This is a genomic window from Bacteroides sp. (assembly GCF_028690125.1).
Lineage (GTDB): Bacteria > Bacteroidota > Bacteroidia > Bacteroidales > Bacteroidaceae > Bacteroides.
The window spans coordinates 387348-406596 of sequence record NZ_JAQVBV010000001.1 but is presented as its reverse complement, the minus strand read 5'-3'; the positions used below and the strand labels follow the sequence as shown (position 1 = coordinate 406596).

The window sequence follows — 19249 nt, the reverse complement described above, 5'->3', positions numbered from 1 at the left end:
ACCTCAAGTGATTGTTATTTCTTTATTTTTACCGATATTTGTCCACACGAATAACTTTAAAATAAATACGCATGAAAATCACCAGACGAAATTTCCTTAAAAAGTGGCTAGCCGGGACACTGCTTTTGGGAACAACGACATTCTCAGAGTCATCAGCGGCTTTTGCTGCCGCGTCTTCCACTTCGAAAACAATGAAAAAAAAGGCCAGACGGGTGGTACTGATTGGTCTGGATGGTATCAGTGTACCCGGATTTCAGCAGGCAAAAACACCTAATTTGGATGCCTTGCTGTCGGAAGGTGTCTTATCATTGGAAACTCGTGTGGTAATGCCCTCGGTCACTTTACCCAACTGGACGAGTCACTTGACAGGGAGTGGGCCGGAACAACACGGAGTGGTGGACAACGGCTGGACACTTGCCAAACATAAATTGCCCGCAATCGAGACGGATGCCGACGGATATTATCCCTCCGTATTCAAAGTCCTCAAAGATGAGAATCCACAAATAAAAACCGCCTTCTATTATAATTGGGCCAATTTGATTTATCCGTATAACCAGAAGTATATGGATGAAGTCAGCTTTTTGACCGACGATGCGTATGTTCCGAATTATGAGAAAGCCTTCAACTTCCTGGTGGAAAACCGGAAGGAACCGACATTCGTCTTCCTTTATTCGGTACACACCGATGAAGTGGGACATAAATATGAATGGATGTCGCCCGAATATATACGCTCCATTGAGGAAGCGGACGTTGAGATAGGCAAACTGATCGAGAAGATGAAGCAGGAAGACTTGTATGAAGATACTCATTTTATGTTCCTGTCCGATCATGGAGGAGTGGGGCGAGGTCATGGAGGTGTTAGCGTCGATGAAATGGTCGTTCCCTGGGGAGTGACAGGTCCGGGCATTGCGAAAGGATTGAAAATGAGTGAACCGAATAATACGGTTAATACCGGCTCTCTCATCTTGCGTCTTTTTCAGGTAAAACAACCCGCAGGATGGACAGGAGAAGTGCCGCAAACAGTATTTAAGTAAAGACGGCCAATAAAACAATGGCTTTTCTTTCGTATATTTACCCACAATAATAGAGAATGTTATGTTTAACCCCCAATATATTATGAAGAATATTTATGCAATAAGCTTCCTTCTTGTAGCTCTGAATGCCAATGCACAGGATAAAGTCTTGGAAGGATTTAGTTACGTACAGACGGAAGCCCCTACCGGAAAAGAGTGGGAGGCTCCTCAACAAGTAGCCCTCAATAAAGAGCAACCTCATGCCTGGTTCTTTACCTTTGCGAACAGCGAAAGTGCACGTCGTGTATTGCCGGAGCATAGTAGTTACTACCAATCACTGAACGGCCCGTGGAAGTTTCATTGGGTAGGCAATCCCGACGAACGTCCGGCTGAATTTTATCAGCCCGCTTTTGACGCTTCTAACTGGGATACGGTCGATGTACCTATGCAGTGGAACGTAACAGGGATTCAGAAAGATGGAAGCCTGAAATACGGAACGCCCATCTATGCCAATCAACCGGTTATTTTCCAACATAAAGTAGAAGTAGGAGACTGGAAAGGAGGAGTGATGCGCACTCCCCCCCAAGACTGGGTCACCTATAAACATCGTAACGAAGTAGGTTCTTATCGACGCACCTTTACCATTCCCGGCGACTGGAAAGGGCGGGAAGTATATATCAACTTCGATGGAGTTTCTTCTTTCTTCTACCTGTGGATCAACGGGCATTACATCGGATTTTCGAAGAACTCTCGCAATACGGCTTCGTTCAACGTTACTCCCTACCTGAAGAAAGGTGGTGAAAACGTAGTGGCAGTAGAGGTGTATCGTAATTCGGACGGTTCTTTTCTCGAAGCGCAAGATATGTTTCGCTTGCCGGGAATCTTCCGTTCCGTTTCATTGACCTCTACGGCTAAGACCCAAGTGCGCGATTTCCGTGTATTTCCTGATCTGGATGCCAATTACAAGAATGGAACTCTGAGAGTAGAAGCAGACATTCGCAATCTTGGTAAAAAGGCAATGAAAGATTATACGATTTCTTATTCGCTCTACGCCAATAAACTTTATTCGGATGAAAATACGTTGGTAAATGGAGTGAGCGGTGTGACGGAAATTGGTGAATTGGAAGCAGGAAACATCAAGTCGGCTACCACTAACATACAGGTGAATGATCCGAAAAAATGGTCGGCAGAAGCACCTTACCGTTATGTATTGGTGGGACAACTGAAAGATAAAAAAGGAAAAATAGTAGAAACGTTCTCAACCGCTTTGGGCTTCTGTAAAGTAGAGATTAAGGATACACCCGCAGATAAAGATGAATTCGGACTGGCAGGACGGTACTATTATATAAATGGTAAAACAGTCAAGCTGAAAGGAGTGAATCGTCAGGAAATAAATCCTGCTACGGGTAATACCATTTCGCATCAGCAGATGGAAGACGAAATTATGCTGATGAAGCAGGGGAATATTAATCATGTACGTAACTCGCATTATTCCTGCGACCCGTACTGGTATTACTATTGCGATAAATATGGTATTTACCTGGAGGATGAGGCTAATATTGAAAGCCATCAATACTACTATGGTGATGCTTCCTTGTCTCATGTACCCGAATTTGAAGCAGCTCACGTGGCGCGTGTCATGGAACTGGCACATTCGCATATCAATCATCCGTCCATTGTCATCTGGTCGTTAGGCAACGAAGCGGGACCGGGGAAGAACTTTGTGACCGCTTACGAAAAGTTACGTGCCTTCGACCCTTCGCGCCCTGTGCAATATGAGCGCAACAACGACATCGTAGATATGGGATCTAATCAATACCCGTCCATCGGATGGATGCGTGGCGCAGTGACCGGGAAATATAATATCAAGTACCCCTTCCATGTGTCGGAATATGCTCACTCTATGGGTAATGCCGTAGGCAATCTGGTAGACTATTGGGACGCCATAGAATCAACAAACTTCTTCTGTGGCGCGGCTATTTGGGACTGGGTGGACCAGGCATTGTATTACTATGACCGCCGGACGGGTGAACGCTATCTGGCATACGGAGGCGATTTTGGCGATAAACCGAATAGTGGTATGTTCTGTATGAACGGAGTTCTGTTCCCCGGACATTTGCCCAAACCTGCTTTCTACGAAGTAAAAAAGGTATATCAGAATGTAGGAGTGCGGCCGATCGATCTGAAAAAAGGTATGATAGAGATCTTTAATAAGAACTATTTCACTTCACTGAGCGATTATGAATTGGTATGGATGCTTTATAAAGATGGCAAATTGGTGAAAAGTAATTCCTTTAAAACGTTGCTCCAAAACGTGGATGCTCGTACAAAGGTTCCTGTCGAAGTCTCTGTAGACTATGGCGAACTGGAAAAAGGAAGTGAATATTTTCTGAAAGTGCAATTCAGGTTGCTGCAAGATAAACCTTGGGCAAAAGCCGGTTTTGTGCAGATGGAAGAACAGTTGAAAATAAAAGATGCGGAAGAAAAACCATCACTGGCTTCGGTAACAGCTTCTCAGGATAAACCGGAAGTGACGGAAACAGAGACTTTCACAACGGTTGCGGGCAAGAACTTTGCGGTGAAATTCGATAATAAGCAAGGAACCATTCATAGTCTGGAATACGATAAACGCAAAGTTTTGTGTGACGGAGAAGGGCCCAAGATCAATGCGTTGCGTGCTCCTGTAGATAATGACAATTGGGCGTATCAGCAGTGGTTTGAAAAGGGATTGCATAACCTGAAACATAAAGTATTAAGCTATAACCAGATAAATGCGAAAGACAAAACAGGCAATACGGTTCAGTTAATGTATACTGTAGAGTCACAAGCTCCCAATGGTGCGACTCTCGAAGGAGGGACTTCGGGAAGATACTCCGTGAAGGAACGGACAGATCGCCCGTTCGGACCGGATGACTTTAAGTTTGTTACCAGTCAGATATGGACTATCTATCCGGATGGCTCTATAGAGTTGCACGTGGAAATTACTTCCAATGAGGCGGCTCTTGTATTGGCTCGTTTGGGTTATGTCATGCAAGTACCCACAGAATTGCAACAATACAGTTACTACGGTCGTGGTCCGTGGAATAATTTCAATGACCGCCGCACGGGTTCATTTATAGAAATGTACCAGAGCACGGTCAAAGATCAGTTTGTTGATTTCCCGAAACCGCAAAGTATGGGTAATCGTGAAGAGGTGCGTTGGTGCGCGCTGACAGATGCTACAGGCAACGGTATAGAGTTTGTGGCCAACGGACCCATGTCGGCTTCCGCCCTACCGTGGTCGGATATGGAATTGACGCTTGCGCCTCATCCTTATCAATTGCCCCAATCGAAAACGACTCATCTGCACTTAGATCTGGGAGTGACAGGCCTGGGAGGAAATAGCTGTGGACAAGGTGCCCCGTTAGATCAGGACCGTATCAAGGCAGAAAATCATCCGATGAGTTTTATCATTCGTCCAGTGCGCGGAGCAACATTCACCGAGACAGCTCGTGTGGCTGCCGACGGAGAAGTTCCTTTGGCTATTTCCCGCGAACGTAACGGTTTGGTTACAATCCAATCACAGAAAAAGGATGCTGAAATAATCTACACATTGAACGGCAGTAAAAAGGAACTGACTTACAATGAACCTTTCAACTTGCGTGAAGGCGGTAAGGTGACTGCTTATTACAAAAATAATAAAGCTTTATCTATCGGTATGACATTCCCGAAAATTGAAAATGTACCATTAACAGTGGTTTACGCTTCCAGTCAGGAGACCGGAGGTGAGGACGCTACCAATCTGGTGGATGAAAACCCCAATACCATCTGGCATACCATGTATTCGGTGACTGTAGCGAAATACCCGCATTGGGTGGATTTCGATGCCGGTGAAGTAAGGAATGTCAAAGGATTTGTTTATCTGCCCCGACAAGACGGTTCGATGAATGGTTTCGTGAAGGAATACTCTCTGGAAGTAAGCATGGATGGAAAGAAGTGGAGCGAAGCGGTAGCTAAAGGTTCTTTCGACAGAGACAAGAAAGCCAAAAGAGTGGAATTGAAAACTCCGGTACAGGCACGTTATATCCGCTTTACCTGTTTGAACTCACAGAACGGAGCTGATTTTGCCGGAGGGGCTGAGTTCTCAATCATCGCAGACTAACCTCGTGTATACATAATAGGGGTTTCAACAACCTGCTATAAATAATCCCGCCCGAAAGCAGCCGAACGTCAAGGCTCTTTCGGGCGGGATTATTTAAGATCTTTCGCAACATCTAAATAAAAGAGTCGGGAAATATATTTTGAAATAAGATTGTCTTTACAAGTGTAAATGTTTGTTTTAATTCGAAAACTTGCGTGTGTGTTTATAAAATATTACTTTTGTTTCATATAATATCAATTAACTTGCTATTAATGAACTATAAACTACTTTTATACGTCTGCCTTGTGTTGTGTTTCGGCGCATGCGAACGACCGGACAATACGCTAAAGATATTGGAGCTACCCTCCGGCTCTATCTACGATGTGGATAACCAAGAGAGTTTGCTCAAAATCGTCATTAATAGCAATGACGACTGGCAATTAACCGGAGCCAGTAATTGGTGTGTGCCCGACAAGACCTCGGGATACGGCAATGATACCCTTGTGTTGAGCATTAAGGCCAACATTTTCTCTCAGGAACGCAAGGCAACCCTTGTGGTAAAGAATCGAGATGTACGTCGGGCTATCAGGGTCACGCAGAAGGCTGCCGCAAATGAATATATCTATGGACTCCCCATCATATTCCATGTGCTTTACAACGATCCTTCCGATCCGCAACAAAATGTGGCTACCACAAAAATCTACGAAATACTCGACCAGATAAATGCCTTTTATCAAAATGAGGACAAGAGTCAGAACATGGGACTGGAATTTATACCGGCGACCCATGATCCGAATGGTAACCTTCTTGCGGAATCCGGAATCAACAGGATTTCGTGGCCCGGTTCCATCGAGATAGATTGTAATGCCTTTATGAAAGACCCGAACAATATTCAATACCTTTGGGATCCGAACCAATACATCAACGTGATGATTTATGCCTTCACGAATGAAAACGTATTGGGTATTTCTTACTTACCCTATACCATCGGAACAAATGGACTACCGGGATTGAAAAATGGAGACCGTTATTTCATTGATCCAACATTGAATTACCCCCATTGTGTCTGCATTAATAATAAATACTTATTTTCCGTTCATTCGATATTGCAAGTGCCGGATGCCGTGCTCACCCTAACTCACGAGTTAGGACACTACCTCGGCTTGTTCCATGTTTTCATCGGCGACCCAGTGGATGATTACTGTGACGACACCCCAAACTACGACCGAAAGGTCTACGAGGACTGGTTGGATGCTTTGACCCAACCAGTCTCATTCAAGGAATTGGCCATGAGAACCAGTACCACAGGGATTACATTCACATCCGACAACATCATGGATTATGATTATGGCTATCTGGACCGCTTTACACTCGATCAACGTAAACGGGTACGTCACGTGCTTGAAAACAGTCCGCTGATCCCCGGGCCAAAGGCTGTGGATCGCCGCACAAGAAGTGCGTTCAATATGGAAATACCCGAAGCCAGAACGATTGAATAATACATTCTCCACATTATTATAAAATGACAAACATCATGAAAAAGTTATATATCCTTCCGGCACTATTGTTACTTTCAGGATTGGCTTCGGCTCAGACAGTCAATGACATCGTGAGGTATTCTACCACCACCAATACCGGTTCTGCCCGTTCGACAGCCATGGGAGGTGCATTCGGAGCCTTGGGGGGCGACCTTTCAAGCATCGTGGTGAACCCGGCCGGCATTGGAGAATTCCGAAAAGCGGAGGTTAGTATCACCCCTTCCCTGAACATTGCCAAAACAAAATCAGACGACCGGGTTTCTAACCAACTTTCCTTGCAATTGGGAACGTTAGGCGGCGTTTTCGTTTTTCACAATCCTAATTCCAGTTGGAGAGGATTCAATCTCGGTATCAATTACAACAACTTAAACAATTTCAATCGTACCACCAGCCAGTATGTATATAATTCCGGGACGTCTTTTACGGAAATTCTGGCATTGGAAGCAAATAAATACGGTGCGAGCGGGGGACGCGAAAAAATGGCTTTGAATGCGGGGCTTATTAGCTTTAATAATGAAACCGGATTTTTTGAACCGACCTTGTTGCCCGAGGAAGAAGTAACTCAACGGAAGCATATCCGGGAAGATGGCTATCAGGGGGGATATGACTTAACCTTCGGAGCCAACTATAAAGACAAGCTCTATTTGGGTATGACAATAGGTGTTCAAAACATCCATTATAAATTCGAATCGGTTTTTATGGGGAAAGGAGACACTGGAAATTTCTTTGGGCTTGATAAGTATACTGTCGGCCAATATCTGAAAACTCAAGGCATTGGGACGAATTTTAAGTTTGGAATGATCTATCGGCCCATTCCTGAGTTACGGATTGGTGCGGCGGTTCATTCGCCCACCTTCTTCTCAATGAAGGATACTTATTCGGAAGACGCGTATTCGGAATTTTACGAGCCGGATGAAAACAACGATTGCTCTTACCGGAGCTATATCACTCCTGCTACATATAACTACGATATGCAAACCCCTTGGAAGTTGGTGATTAGTGCTGCAACCGTTTTGATGCAGAAAGCCACTCTCAGTGTTGATTACGAATATAGCAACTATACATTGGCTCGTTTCAGCAATGGCGATGATGTGGAGGATTTTTATACAGCAGACGGTACCGGAGCCAACGACCAAATCATATCGGAATTAAAAGCGACTCACAATTTTCGGGCCGGAGTAGAATATCGTTTAAACAATACGGTTAGCTTAAGGGGTGGATACGCCTACTGGGACTCTCCTTACAAAATGTCATCGATGCCCACCCTACTCAGAAGCAACCTGAAGATACAGGCTATCTCTGCCGGATTTGGTACTAACTTCGGGATGTTTTTTATTGACGCAGCCTATGTCTGCAAATTCTCGAAGGATATCACGAGCTTCTATTTCTATCAGGATTCGTTCGACTCGGCTGATGACATTATCGCGAATCCATTACATAATAAATACGCCAATCACGAAGGTCGGATAACTCTGGGGATGAGATTCTGATATCAGATATGCAAACTATTCTGGCACAACGCGCCACTTAAAACGTAATATCTACAAAAACCGGAGATACATTTCATCAGTAGTGTTGTGGAAAAAGAATGTTCTATTCCACATTAATCCCTGAGAAACGAGGGATTAACGAAGATATGTCAATCGGAATACGAATATCATTTTTGATAAGAAATATATCATTATTAGAAATCATTGTTTTTCGTAACCGCCTACTTTTGCCTTTGTAAATTCAGACTATTAACTCCGGTTCCAGAATATGTTACCATAAAATAGATTGCAAAACATGAAAAAAAATCTACAATCTTTCAGTAAAGTACTTGTTCTCGCTGTTGCGGCATTGTACTGCTGTATTGGAAAGGTTTCCTCTGAACAACCCAGAGAGAGGCAATTCGGAAAGCTGAAAGCAGCCTTCAAAAATCCATCAAAAGAATTCCGTTCCGCCCCGCTATGGGTGTGGAACACGAAAGTAACGAATGCGGATATCGACCGTATGCTGGGTGAACTCAAATCACAAGGATTTGGCGGAGCTTTTGTACATCCGCGTCCGGGACTGATCACCGAATACCTCTCTGATGACTGGTTCAAATTGTATAAATACAGCGTAGAAGCCGGAAAGAAACTGGGAATGGATATCTGGATCTACGACGAGAATTCCTATCCAAGCGGATTCGCCGGAGGCCATGTGAACGAACAAATGCCCGAATCGTATAATCAGGGACAAGGATTGGATTACACAAAGGTCGAGGTTCTGCCTGATAATGCAAAAGATTACTTCTTATGTCTGAAAAAAGAAGGAAGTACTTTTAAAGATATCACAGCTTCCCTGGCTGATTATAAGAACACCAAAGGGGAATACTATTTGTATAAGAAGACCTATTATGGTCGTTCCGACTGGCATGGTGGTTATTCATACGTCGATTTATTACATCCCGGTGTTACAGAAAAGTTCTTAGACATCACAATGACCGGATACGAAAAAACTTTCGGAAAAGAGCTCGGTACTGCTATTAAAGGTGTTTTCACCGATGAACCTAACATTTCAAGTCCGGGTGGAATACGCTGGACTCCCGACTTATTCGAGGTATTCCAGAAGCGTTGGGGGTATGATTTAAAATCAGTACTTCCCTTATTAGTAGAAACAACAGATAACTGGCAGCAAGTGCGTCACAACTATACAGAAACACTTACTCAACTTTTTATTGACCGATGGGCGAAGCCCTATCACGCCTATTGCGAGAAGAAGAACATGAAATGGACAGGTCATTACTGGGAACACGGATGGCCGGATATGTCTCATGGCGGAGACAATATGGCTATGTACGTATGGCATCAGATGCCTGCAATCGATATGTTGTTCAACCAATATAACGAAGGACATCCGATGGCTCAGTTCGGAAATATAAGATCAGTCAAAGAATTGAGTAGTGTCGCCAATCAGATGGGATATGCCCGAACGCTCAGCGAGACATATGGCGGCGGCGGCTGGAATGAGACTTTTGAAGATTTCAAAAGACTGGGTGACTGGGAATATGTACTGGGAGTGAACTTCATGAATCAGCATCTGTCACACATGACTATCGTGGGAGCACGTAAATACGATTACCCGCCTGTCTTTACTTCTATCTCCCCCTGGTGGTCGAGCTATAAGACTCAGAATGATTATTTCGCACGTTTGTCTCTGATCCTGAGTCAGGGCGATCAACTCAACGACATATTGATTATAGAACCGACTACCACTGCCTGGCTAACTTACTCTTATGTAAAAGGACAGGTCAGAACGATGGATATCGGTATCGCATTCCAAAATTTTATCACCAAACTGGAGAAAAGCCAAGTAGAATACGATTTAGGCTCTGAGAATATTATCAAAGATCAGGGGAGTGTAAAGAAAGGTCAATTTGTTGTAGGCAAGAGAGGATACAAAAGAGTCGTTCTTCCTCCAATTACCGAAAATCTGAACTCAAAGACATTCCAGTTGCTGAAGAAATTTGTAAAATCCGGAGGCGAACTGATCCTTTTCTCAACACCTACCTTCATTGATGGTAAAGAAAGTGCTGAGTTGGCTCAATTCATGAAAGACAATGCGGGACAGATCAAAACGTACAACGAGCTATCCGAACCACTGATTCAGACGGTATTCGCAAGTCCCGAAATTAGCTTCAAACAAGTGGCAGGCAATCATCTCTATCATCACAGAAGAAGTTACAAGGATGGCGAACTGGTATTCTTGGTCAATTCTTCATTAACTGAATCTGCTACAGGACGTGTTGCCATCAAAGGAAAAACGTTGATGGAACTTGATGCCATGTCCGGTACAATCTACGCATACCCATGCAAAGCGGATGGTAATCATGTGGAAACAGAATTCAATCTTCCGCCCGCCGGTAGTTTGATCTTATTCAGCTCTCCATCAGGCACTAATACCTATAAGGTGAAACCGGAAATTGCCAACGGGCAAGTAGTGAAAGCCGTTACACCACTGGAAGTGAAAAGACTGAAGGATAACGTACTGAGTATTGACTTCTGTGATCTTATTATAGATGGAAAGGCAGAAAAACACCTCTATACGGTAGAAGCTTGTAACAAGTTGTATCAACATTATGGTATGAATGATCCGTGGAACTCCGCCGTTCAGTTTAAACAACAGATTGTTGAGAAGGATACTTTCCGCACAGGTGATATCAAAGTACTCTATAGTTTCATTGTTGCAGACAATATGGATAAGAGCAAAATGAGACTTGTTGCCGAACAACCAGACATCTGGAAAGTAAAAGTGAATGGAAAGGCATTATCAGTGGTCAATGGAGAGTATTGGCTGGACAGCCGTTTCGGAGTCTACAGCATCGGGGATGTTGCCAACACCGGAGTAAACACCATCGAGTTGAGTGTAAAACCGATGAGTATCTATGCCGAAATTGCTCCGGTTTACGTTGTGGGAGATTTCTCATTGGAGCCTGCACCGATGGGTTGGGTAATCAAAGAACCGGTAAAGACCTTTAAGACGGGAAGCTGGAAAGGACAGGGACAACCTTATTATTCATGGGATATGGGTTACAGTAAAACATATAATATTGACAACCTTGCGAGTCGCTACGCAATCCAACTGAACAAGTGGAATGGAACACTTGCCGAAGTGTACGTAAATAACCAGAAAGCGGGTATCATCGCTTATAAGCCTTACAATTTCGACCTTACCCCGTATGTAAAGAAAGGAGATAATAAGATTGAAGTCAGAGTAATCGGAAGTCTGAGAAACCTGATGGGTCCTCACTATACAACTGAAGTCAGCATTACCGGCCCCTGGCATTGGAACGGAGTACAGAAACAAGCACCGGGAAATGAATATTATTTCATGGATTACGGATTAATGGAAGATTTTGATGTTATCACTTCAAAATAAAAACAGATTATTCAAATATAGAAAAAAGAAATAACATCATGGAGAATGTAAAAATTGGTTTGATGGGAGTCGGACTCAATACGTATTGGGAGCAATTTGACGGACTACTGGATCGTCTGATAGGCCATCAGAACAAAATAAAGAATAAAATGCAGTCGCTTGGTAATGTGACTGTCATCGATGCGGGAATGGTCGATGACTCCGAAAAGGCAGAGCGGGTAACCTCGCTAATGAAGAGCGAAGATGTAGAAGTTCTATTCATTTTCATCTCAACCTATGCCCTTTCGTCTACGATTATTCCAATAGCCAATCGGCTGAATATACCGGTTATCTTGTTGAATATGCAACCTCTGCCTGCCATTGAATACGACAAACTGAACAGCATGAGCGACAGAGGTAGTATGACCGGAGAATGGCTGGCAAACTGCCAGGCTTGTTCCATTCCTGAATTCTGCTCGGTATTCAATCGCACTGCGATCCGGTATGAGATTGTATCCGGATACCTGGACGACCCAGAAGCTTGGACAGAGATCTCACAATGGATCAAAGCAGCGGAAGTATCACAAGGGATGCGAAAGAACCGTATGGGCGTACTTGGCAATTATTACGGAGGAATGGTCGATGTATACTCCGATCTGGCACTACAAAGTACCGTATTCGGTACGCATATCGAAATATTGGAAATGTGTGAACTGGCAGCACTCAGAGAGAGTGCGACTCAGGCAGAAATCGAATCGAAGAAAGAAGAGTTTAGCCGGATATTCACGATCGACGAAACCTGTACCGCAGATGAGATTGAAAGAGCGGCACACACATCCGTAGCTCTTGACAAGCTTGTTGCTAATCATAAGCTCGGTTCGATGGCCTATTACTATTCGGGCATGAATGGTAATGAGTATGAGAATATCATTACCTCTATCATTGCCGGAAACACCATTCTCACCGGAAAGAATATTCCCATAGCAGGTGAGTACGAAGTGAAGAATGCTCAAGCCATGAAAATCATGTCGCTACTCGGCATCGGCGGATGTTTCTCTGAGTTTTATGCCTTGGACTACAATGATGATATCGTTATGCTGGGTCATGACGGGCCGGCACACTTTATTATTTCAGAAGATCGGGTGAAACTGGTTCCACTGCCCGTATATCATGGGAAACCGGGCAAAGGATTATCTATTCAAATGTCCGTCAAACAAGGTCCGGTGACTTTATTATCTGTTGTCGAAGGAAAAGGTGGATTATCTTTCCTGATTGCCGAAGGAGAATCCGTTCCGGGTCCTATACTGAATATCGGCAATCTCAATAGCAGGTACAAATTTCCGATATCCGCCAAAGAGTTTATCGAAAGGTGGAGCAAGGCAGGACCATCCCACCATTGTTCCATCGGTGTAGGTCATGTAGCCGATATTCTCAAGAAATATGCATTTATGCTGAATATTCCGGTCATTGTTATTTCCTGATATGATGTCCCTCCTTACGATACTGGTAAGGGGGGATTCCTTCTTTTTTACGGAAGAAAGTAGAAAACTGTCCCACATTTTCGAAGTTGAGTTTAAAAGCAATATCCATAATACTCATCTCCGTCGTATCCAACAACTCCTTCGATCTTAAATATTTCAAATTAGCCTGATATTGTGCGGGCGATACATCTACATATTGCTTAAACATTTTCCGGAACCAGGAATAACTCACTCCAAGCCTTTCCGCAATACCTTCAGGAGAAATATTATTCTCTATTTCCTGTTTCATAATCGTACGTGCTTCATTGATCTTATTGACGGCAAAAGAATCATTGAAAGTCTCATTCCTTTTCTTATAATAGACAGAACCTAAAATATAGAGTACAATACTTGAAATAATCTGCTGATATCCCGCTTTTTCTTCCAAGGTATAATTCGCAATGTCTTCATACAGCCCGATGATGGACGAACTAAAACCTATATGATAAAGAGGGTACTTCGGTGAGAAGAATCCATTCGCCACGCGGTTGTCGATATGCACTCCCTTGAATCCTACCCAATACTCATACCACCCCGTAGCAGTATCCGGTTCATAAGTATGCCATTCGTTCGGAAACAATAGAATCATAGTTCCTGCTTCAATACGTTGTCTCTTGCAAGATTGTGATTCAAAATATCCTCCACCTTTGGAAATATAAATAAGTTGATATTCTTTCAATACCCTTCCATTCTTCGGATTAAAGATATGAGATTTCGGATGCTGGGAACGAGGATAAGAACTATGTTCCGGAATCAATTGAGAACCCACAGTAGTAACTATAATCCCCCATGCTTCATCATTAGTACTTATGCTAAAGTACTTAATGTTACGGCTTTCAATTGTGCTCATGCTAATTTGGATAAATATAAGATAACTCGTTAATTGATTAATGCGGAAGCAAATTAAAGCATTTTTTCGATATATGGTAACAAATGAGTGACAATTTACAAAGTGGATCCGGATACAGCCATTCTAATTTATCAAAAATGAGAAATTATATATCAATATCGAAAAATTCCCAAAGCAGTTTCCTCCTACTTTTGCATTATATAATCATTCTTTCATTTATCTAACTTGGAAACACATGGAAAAACAAATCACGAATCATTTATTAAAAGTATGGTTAGCACTCATCGTCCTTTCTTTCCAGATGACGGCTATCACAGCACAAACGACAAGGGAAGTGGCTGGTATCGTCTATGACGAACAAGGAGAAGGACTTCCCGGAGTTACGATCCTGGTGGACAAATCTTCCAGAGGTGTCGTTACGGACATTGACGGTTCTTTCTCAATTAAAGTAGGAAATGCGGATGTGCTCGTTTTCTCCTACCTGGGTTACCAGACACAGAAAGTCACTGTCGGAGTACAAAAGAAAATCACTGTAAAGCTACAGCCGAAGACAGACGAACTGGATGAAGTGACAGTAGTTGGATTTGCGAAACAGAAGAAGGAAAGCGTTATTGCTGCCGTATCAACGATTAAACCTTCTGAGCTGAAAGTTCCTTCCAGTAACCTGACGCAAGGACTGTCGGGCAGAATGGCAGGAATCATTGCCTATCAGTCATCCGGAGAACCGGGAAAAGATAACACGAACTTCTTCATTCGAGGTGTAACGACGTTCGGCTATTCCTCTTCACCACTAATCCTGATTGACAATATCGAATCGTCAAACGATGAATTAGCTCGACTTTCTGTAGATGATATTGCGTCATTCTCTATCATGAAGGATGCAACGGCTACTGCCATTTATGGTGCACGGGGTGCAAATGGTGTAGTATTGGTTACTACAAAAGAAGGAAAAGAGGGACCGGCTAAAGTCAGCATTCGTTTGGAAAACTCTATTTCGACTCCCATACGCAACATTCAGTTGGCAGATCCTGTCACATATATGAAAATGTACAACGAAGCGGTTGTAACCAGAAATCCACTGGCAGCCCGCCCATTCTCCGACGAAAAGATTGCCAATACCGGAAAAGGACTCAATCCGTATGTGTATCCGGAAGTAGACTGGTATGATGAACTATTCAAGAAAACAGTCATGAATCAACGAGCAAATGTGAACCTTAGCGGCGGAGGTACAATGGCACGTTATTATGTATCGGCTAACTTCAGCCAAGATAATGGTGCGCTGAAAGTAGATCCGAAAAACAACTACAACACCAATATCGACATTAAAAGAATCCAGTTGAGAACGAATATAAATCTGGATCTTACCAAAACAACACAGCTAGATATCCGTGTCAATGCAAACTTCGAAGATTACAATGGTCCAATCGACGGTGGGGACCTAATGTACCGTAAAGTACGCTCAGCTTCTCCTGTTAAGTTTCCCAAAGTATATGCTCCGGACGATTCGAATGTAAAAACGGCACACGTCCTCTTCGGTAATGCGGAAGAAGGTAACTACCTGAATCCTTATGCAGATATGATTAGAGGATACAGAAGTTCTCACTCCACTTTGGTTACTGCACAAATGGAGTTCTCTCAAAAGCTGAACTTCATTACGAAAGGACTGGACCTACGAATACTCGCCAACACAACGCGTTACTCTGACTTTGCACTTGTCAGAGAAACATCCCCTTTTTATTATAAAATAGGATATTACGATAAAGATAACGATCGATATACATTAAATCAATTAAATCCGAACACAGGCAAAGAAGATTTGAACTATTCCGGTGGTACACCAGGCGTTAACACTACTTATTACTTCGAGGGATCGTTGAATTACAGCCGCGATTTTGGGAAACATAGTGTAGGAGGACTGTTGGTGGGAACCATGCGCGAATATCTGACCGGTAATGGTGCTAATATCCAGCAATCACTGCCTTCCCGTAATATCGGACTATCGGGTAGAGTCACCTATGCTTTCGATTCCAGATACCTGTTTGAAGCTAACTTCGGTTATAATGGCTCCGAAAGATTCTCTAAACAAGAAAGATTCGGTTTCTTTCCATCTGCCGGAGTAGGTTATCTCATCAGCAATGAAGACTTCTGGCCGGAAAACAAAGTGGTGAATAAGCTAAAATTAAGAGGAACCTACGGATTGGTAGGAAATGACCGCATCGGTGACTCGAACGACCGCTTCTATTACATCTCCGAAGTAAATCTGAATGCCGGAGAGTCAGGAATAAGGTTTGGTGAGAATTGGCAGGAAGGAATGCAGACTGTAAATATTACCAGATATGGCAATCCATTCATTACATGGGAAGTTGCCAAGAAACTGGATTTAGGTATTGAAACCACCCTCTTCAACTTTCTCGAAATACAAGCCAGCTATTTCCGGGAAAAGCGAAATAAAATCTACCAAAAACGAGAAACAATTCCCGAAGAACTGGGATATGCGGCTAAATTATCAGCTAACGTAGGACGTGCCTCGTCTTACGGAGCAGAAATTCAGATGGACGCCAACCATTCGTTCAATAAAAATTTCTGGATGGGACTGCGTGGTAGCTTCACCTTTGCAAGAAGCAACTACGAGTATAAAGAAGAGGCAAAACTGGAATATCCATGGCTGACTGTCACTGGTTATCCAATCGGACAAATGAGGGGACTGATAGCCGACCGCCTCTTTATTGATGAAGCTGACATTGCCAACTCTCCCAAACAAACCTACGGAGATTATATGCCTGGGGATATCAAATACAGGGATATCAATGGAGATGATGTTATCGATGGAAATGACATCGTACCTATTGGTTACCCGACAGTTCCGGAAATAAATTACGGTTTTGGAGTTTCCTTAGGATATAAGAGTTTCGACATATCCTGTTTCTTTCAGGGATCGGCTAGAAATTCTTTCTATATAGATGCTATGCGTACAACACCTTTCCTGAATGCATCAACATTCTCTAAAGAAGAAAGTGATTTGTTTGGTGGTCGAATCGCCCCCACCAATGTACTCAAGTGCTGGGCAGACAGCTACTGGTCGGAATCTAATAGAAACAGCTATGCCGCATTGCCCAGGCTAACTACAGAAAAAATAGAAAACAACACTCAAGGTAGTACCTGGTACATCCGAGATGGCTCCTACATCCGATTGAAATCTGTAGAACTAGGTTACACCTTTCCTGAAAAACTTCTTAGCAAAATACGCATGAATAATCTCAGACTCTATGTAAGCGGATTGAATCTACTAACATTCAGCAAATTCAAAGAATGGGATGTAGAAATGGGAGGTAATGGATTCAACTATCCGATTCAAGCCGTATATAATGTTGGTTTAAATATTAATTTCTAATACTACAGGAGATGAAAAAGTTATATATACTATTACTGGCAGCCATCACTTCACTAAGTTCGTGTAGTGAGTACCTGAATGTCATACCGGACAATATTACGACTATTGATATGGCATTCAACAACCGTGCAAATGCCAAGAAATATTTAGGTACTTGCTACAACTTCCTTCCGTCTACTTTTGATGTGAATCTAAATGCCGCCATGATGACGACAGATGATATTTGTCCCTATCAAAAAGCATTCGGTGGGCGTTGGGATTTTTCAAACGCATGGGGAATTACCCATGGATTACAGAGTTCAAACATCGGCTACTTCAACTATTGGAGTGGTGGAGCAAATAAATTCAGAGGAGTCCATGAGTGCAATGTCTTTTTGGCAAACATTGATAAAGTGCCCGATTTGTCTTATTCCGAAAAGAACCGATGGGTTGCAGAGGTATACACATTGAAAGCATATTATCTTTATTGGATATTTCTGCATTACGGACCAATCCCTTTGATGAAACAGAATGTCAATATTGATTCCGAACTACCGGAAATGACTCAGTACAGAGAAAAAGTAGACGATGTGGTTGATTACATTGTCGGACTACTGGATTATGCCATTGATCTGGATCAGGGATTACCCGAATACATCTCTGCCACACTTACTGAAATGGGAAGAATCACACGTCCCGCTGCTTGTTGTATTAAAGCCAAAGTACTGGTAACAGCAGCCAGCCCTCTGTTCAATGGAAATACCGATTACGCCAATTTCCTCGATCCACGGGATAACAAACCTTTCTTCAATCAGGAGAAAAGTCAGGAGAAATGGCGGTTGGCTGCCGAAGCATGCAAACAAGCTATCGAAGAATCGGAGAAAGGACGTCATGCCCTGTTCGAATTCAAAGAAAGGGTCAGTTTTGATCTGACTCCTGAAACAGCACTGGATATGACTTTACGTGAGATTGTCACTTCGCGCTATAACGAAGAGCAAATATTTGCTCCGGGAAGCGCAGGCGTATATATCCAACACTTAGCACAAGCTCACCTAACCGATTACCACAAGGGGCACGGAGAGATGAATCACCTGAGCCAGTTTACTCCGACACTGAAAATTATCGAAGAATACTACAGCAAGAACGGAGTACCTTTGGAAGAAGACAACACGGTCAATATGAGTGAACAATATGAAATAACAGACACTCCAAACGACCAGCCGGCTTTTTTTATACCAAACTACAAGACGATCAAACTTCACCTGAACCGTGAGCCACGTTTCTACGCTCATATCGGATTTGATGGAGGAAAGTGGTTTACTATGGAAAACAAATCACCCGAAGAAGCTTATGGCATCAACTCGAAAAAAGGAGGTATAGCAGGATTCGAAACTTACTATACTTCTGCCACAGGTTACTTTGTGAAGAAAGTTTGCAGTTATAAGAATCAGAACCAAAAAGAGGTGCAAACCATCTATGAATTTCCAAATACACACATCCGTCTGGCAGACATTTATCTGATGTATAGTGAAGCATTGAACGAAGCATTGGATGCACCAAATGCGGAAGTCTACGAGTACATCCAGCGGGTACGGCACAGAGCCGGTTTAGACAAAGATTGTACTTTACAAGATACTTGGGCGAAATACTCAAGGAATCCATCCAAGCCACTCTCAAAAGAAGGTATGCGCGAAATTATCCGCCGTGAACGATTAATCGAACTGGAGTTTGAAGGGACACGCTTGCATGACCTGCGCCGTTGGAAGGAATGCAACAAGTATCTCAATGCTCAAATAAGGGGGTTGAACATTACACAATCTACTCCGGAACTCTTCTACAAATCTGTTGTCATCTACAACCGTGAGTTCTCTACGCGCGATTATTTATGGCCGCTTAAACAAGCCGACCTCAACAGGAATACGAAATTAGTTCAGAATCCATTATGGTAACATTAAAT

Annotated in this window: 9 protein-coding genes; 8 read left to right on the top strand and 1 reads right to left on the bottom strand. The window is 43.0% G+C overall.

All coding sequences use genetic code 11. The features are described 5' to 3' along the window. Window positions 1-71 precede the first annotated feature (71 nt). The 6 genes from PHO71_RS01560 to PHO71_RS01535 all read left to right on the top strand — a co-directional run bounded on the left by PHO71_RS01560 (window position 72) and on the right by PHO71_RS01535 (window position 13033). Complete coding sequence (locus tag PHO71_RS01560; protein WP_300197873.1) at window positions 72-1034, top strand: alkaline phosphatase family protein; 963 nt, start codon at window positions 72-74, stop codon at window positions 1032-1034. A gap of 82 nt (window positions 1035-1116) precedes the next feature. Next, on the top strand, window positions 1117-5154 hold the full coding sequence (locus tag PHO71_RS01555; RefSeq protein ID WP_300197870.1) for a glycoside hydrolase family 2 TIM barrel-domain containing protein: 4038 nt from the start codon (window positions 1117-1119) through the stop codon (window positions 5152-5154). A gap of 251 nt (window positions 5155-5405) precedes the next feature. Then, window positions 5406-6632, top strand: coding sequence for a zinc-dependent metalloproteinase lipoprotein (locus PHO71_RS01550; RefSeq protein ID WP_300197868.1), 1227 nt, complete (start codon window positions 5406-5408; stop codon window positions 6630-6632). Between the two features lie 35 nt (window positions 6633-6667). Continuing rightward, window positions 6668-8161, top strand: coding sequence for an OmpP1/FadL family transporter (locus PHO71_RS01545; RefSeq protein ID WP_300197866.1), 1494 nt, complete (start codon window positions 6668-6670; stop codon window positions 8159-8161). Between the two features lie 295 nt (window positions 8162-8456). Next, window positions 8457-11573: a glycosyl hydrolase gene (locus tag PHO71_RS01540; protein ID WP_300197863.1), complete on the top strand. Its 3117-nt coding sequence runs from the start codon at window positions 8457-8459 to the stop codon at window positions 11571-11573. A 38-nt stretch (window positions 11574-11611) separates the two neighbouring features. Continuing rightward, the gene (locus tag PHO71_RS01535; RefSeq protein WP_300197860.1) at window positions 11612-13033 is read left to right on the top strand and encodes an L-fucose/L-arabinose isomerase family protein; all 1422 of its coding nucleotides are present in this window, start codon (window positions 11612-11614) and stop codon (window positions 13031-13033) included. Here the strand turns inward: PHO71_RS01535 and PHO71_RS01530 are convergent. Beyond that, on the bottom strand, window positions 13023-13922 hold the full coding sequence (locus tag PHO71_RS01530; RefSeq protein WP_300197857.1) for an AraC family transcriptional regulator: 900 nt from the start codon (window positions 13920-13922) through the stop codon (window positions 13023-13025). The genes PHO71_RS01535 and PHO71_RS01530 overlap by 11 nt on opposite strands. 235 nt (window positions 13923-14157) lie before the next feature. On the opposite strand from PHO71_RS01530, the gene PHO71_RS01525 reads away from it, so the two are divergent. Continuing rightward, window positions 14158-17313 carry a TonB-dependent receptor gene (locus tag PHO71_RS01525; RefSeq protein WP_300197854.1) on the top strand — a complete coding sequence of 1052 codons (3156 nt, stop codon included), beginning with the start codon at window positions 14158-14160 and terminating at the stop codon, window positions 17311-17313. Window positions 17314-17324: 11 nt separating this feature from the next. After that, window positions 17325-19241 (top strand): RagB/SusD family nutrient uptake outer membrane protein, encoded by a 1917-nt coding sequence (locus PHO71_RS01520; RefSeq protein WP_300197851.1) that lies wholly within the window; start codon window positions 17325-17327, stop codon window positions 19239-19241. Window positions 19242-19249: the final 8 nt, after the last annotated feature.

Coding starts and splice junctions, on each gene's coding strand:
- PHO71_RS01560 (WP_300197873.1), top strand. CDS start 72: ATGAAAATCACCAGACGAAATTTCCTTAAAAAGTGGCTAGCCGGGACA.
- PHO71_RS01555 (WP_300197870.1), top strand. CDS start 1,117: ATGAAGAATATTTATGCAATAAGCTTCCTTCTTGTAGCTCTGAATGCC.
- PHO71_RS01550 (WP_300197868.1), top strand. CDS start 5,406: ATGAACTATAAACTACTTTTATACGTCTGCCTTGTGTTGTGTTTCGGC.
- PHO71_RS01545 (WP_300197866.1), top strand. CDS start 6,668: ATGAAAAAGTTATATATCCTTCCGGCACTATTGTTACTTTCAGGATTG.
- PHO71_RS01540 (WP_300197863.1), top strand. CDS start 8,457: ATGAAAAAAAATCTACAATCTTTCAGTAAAGTACTTGTTCTCGCTGTT.
- PHO71_RS01535 (WP_300197860.1), top strand. CDS start 11,612: ATGGAGAATGTAAAAATTGGTTTGATGGGAGTCGGACTCAATACGTAT.
- PHO71_RS01530 (WP_300197857.1), bottom strand. CDS start 13,922: ATGAGCACAATTGAAAGCCGTAACATTAAGTACTTTAGCATAAGTACT.
- PHO71_RS01525 (WP_300197854.1), top strand. CDS start 14,158: ATGGAAAAACAAATCACGAATCATTTATTAAAAGTATGGTTAGCACTC.
- PHO71_RS01520 (WP_300197851.1), top strand. CDS start 17,325: ATGAAAAAGTTATATATACTATTACTGGCAGCCATCACTTCACTAAGT.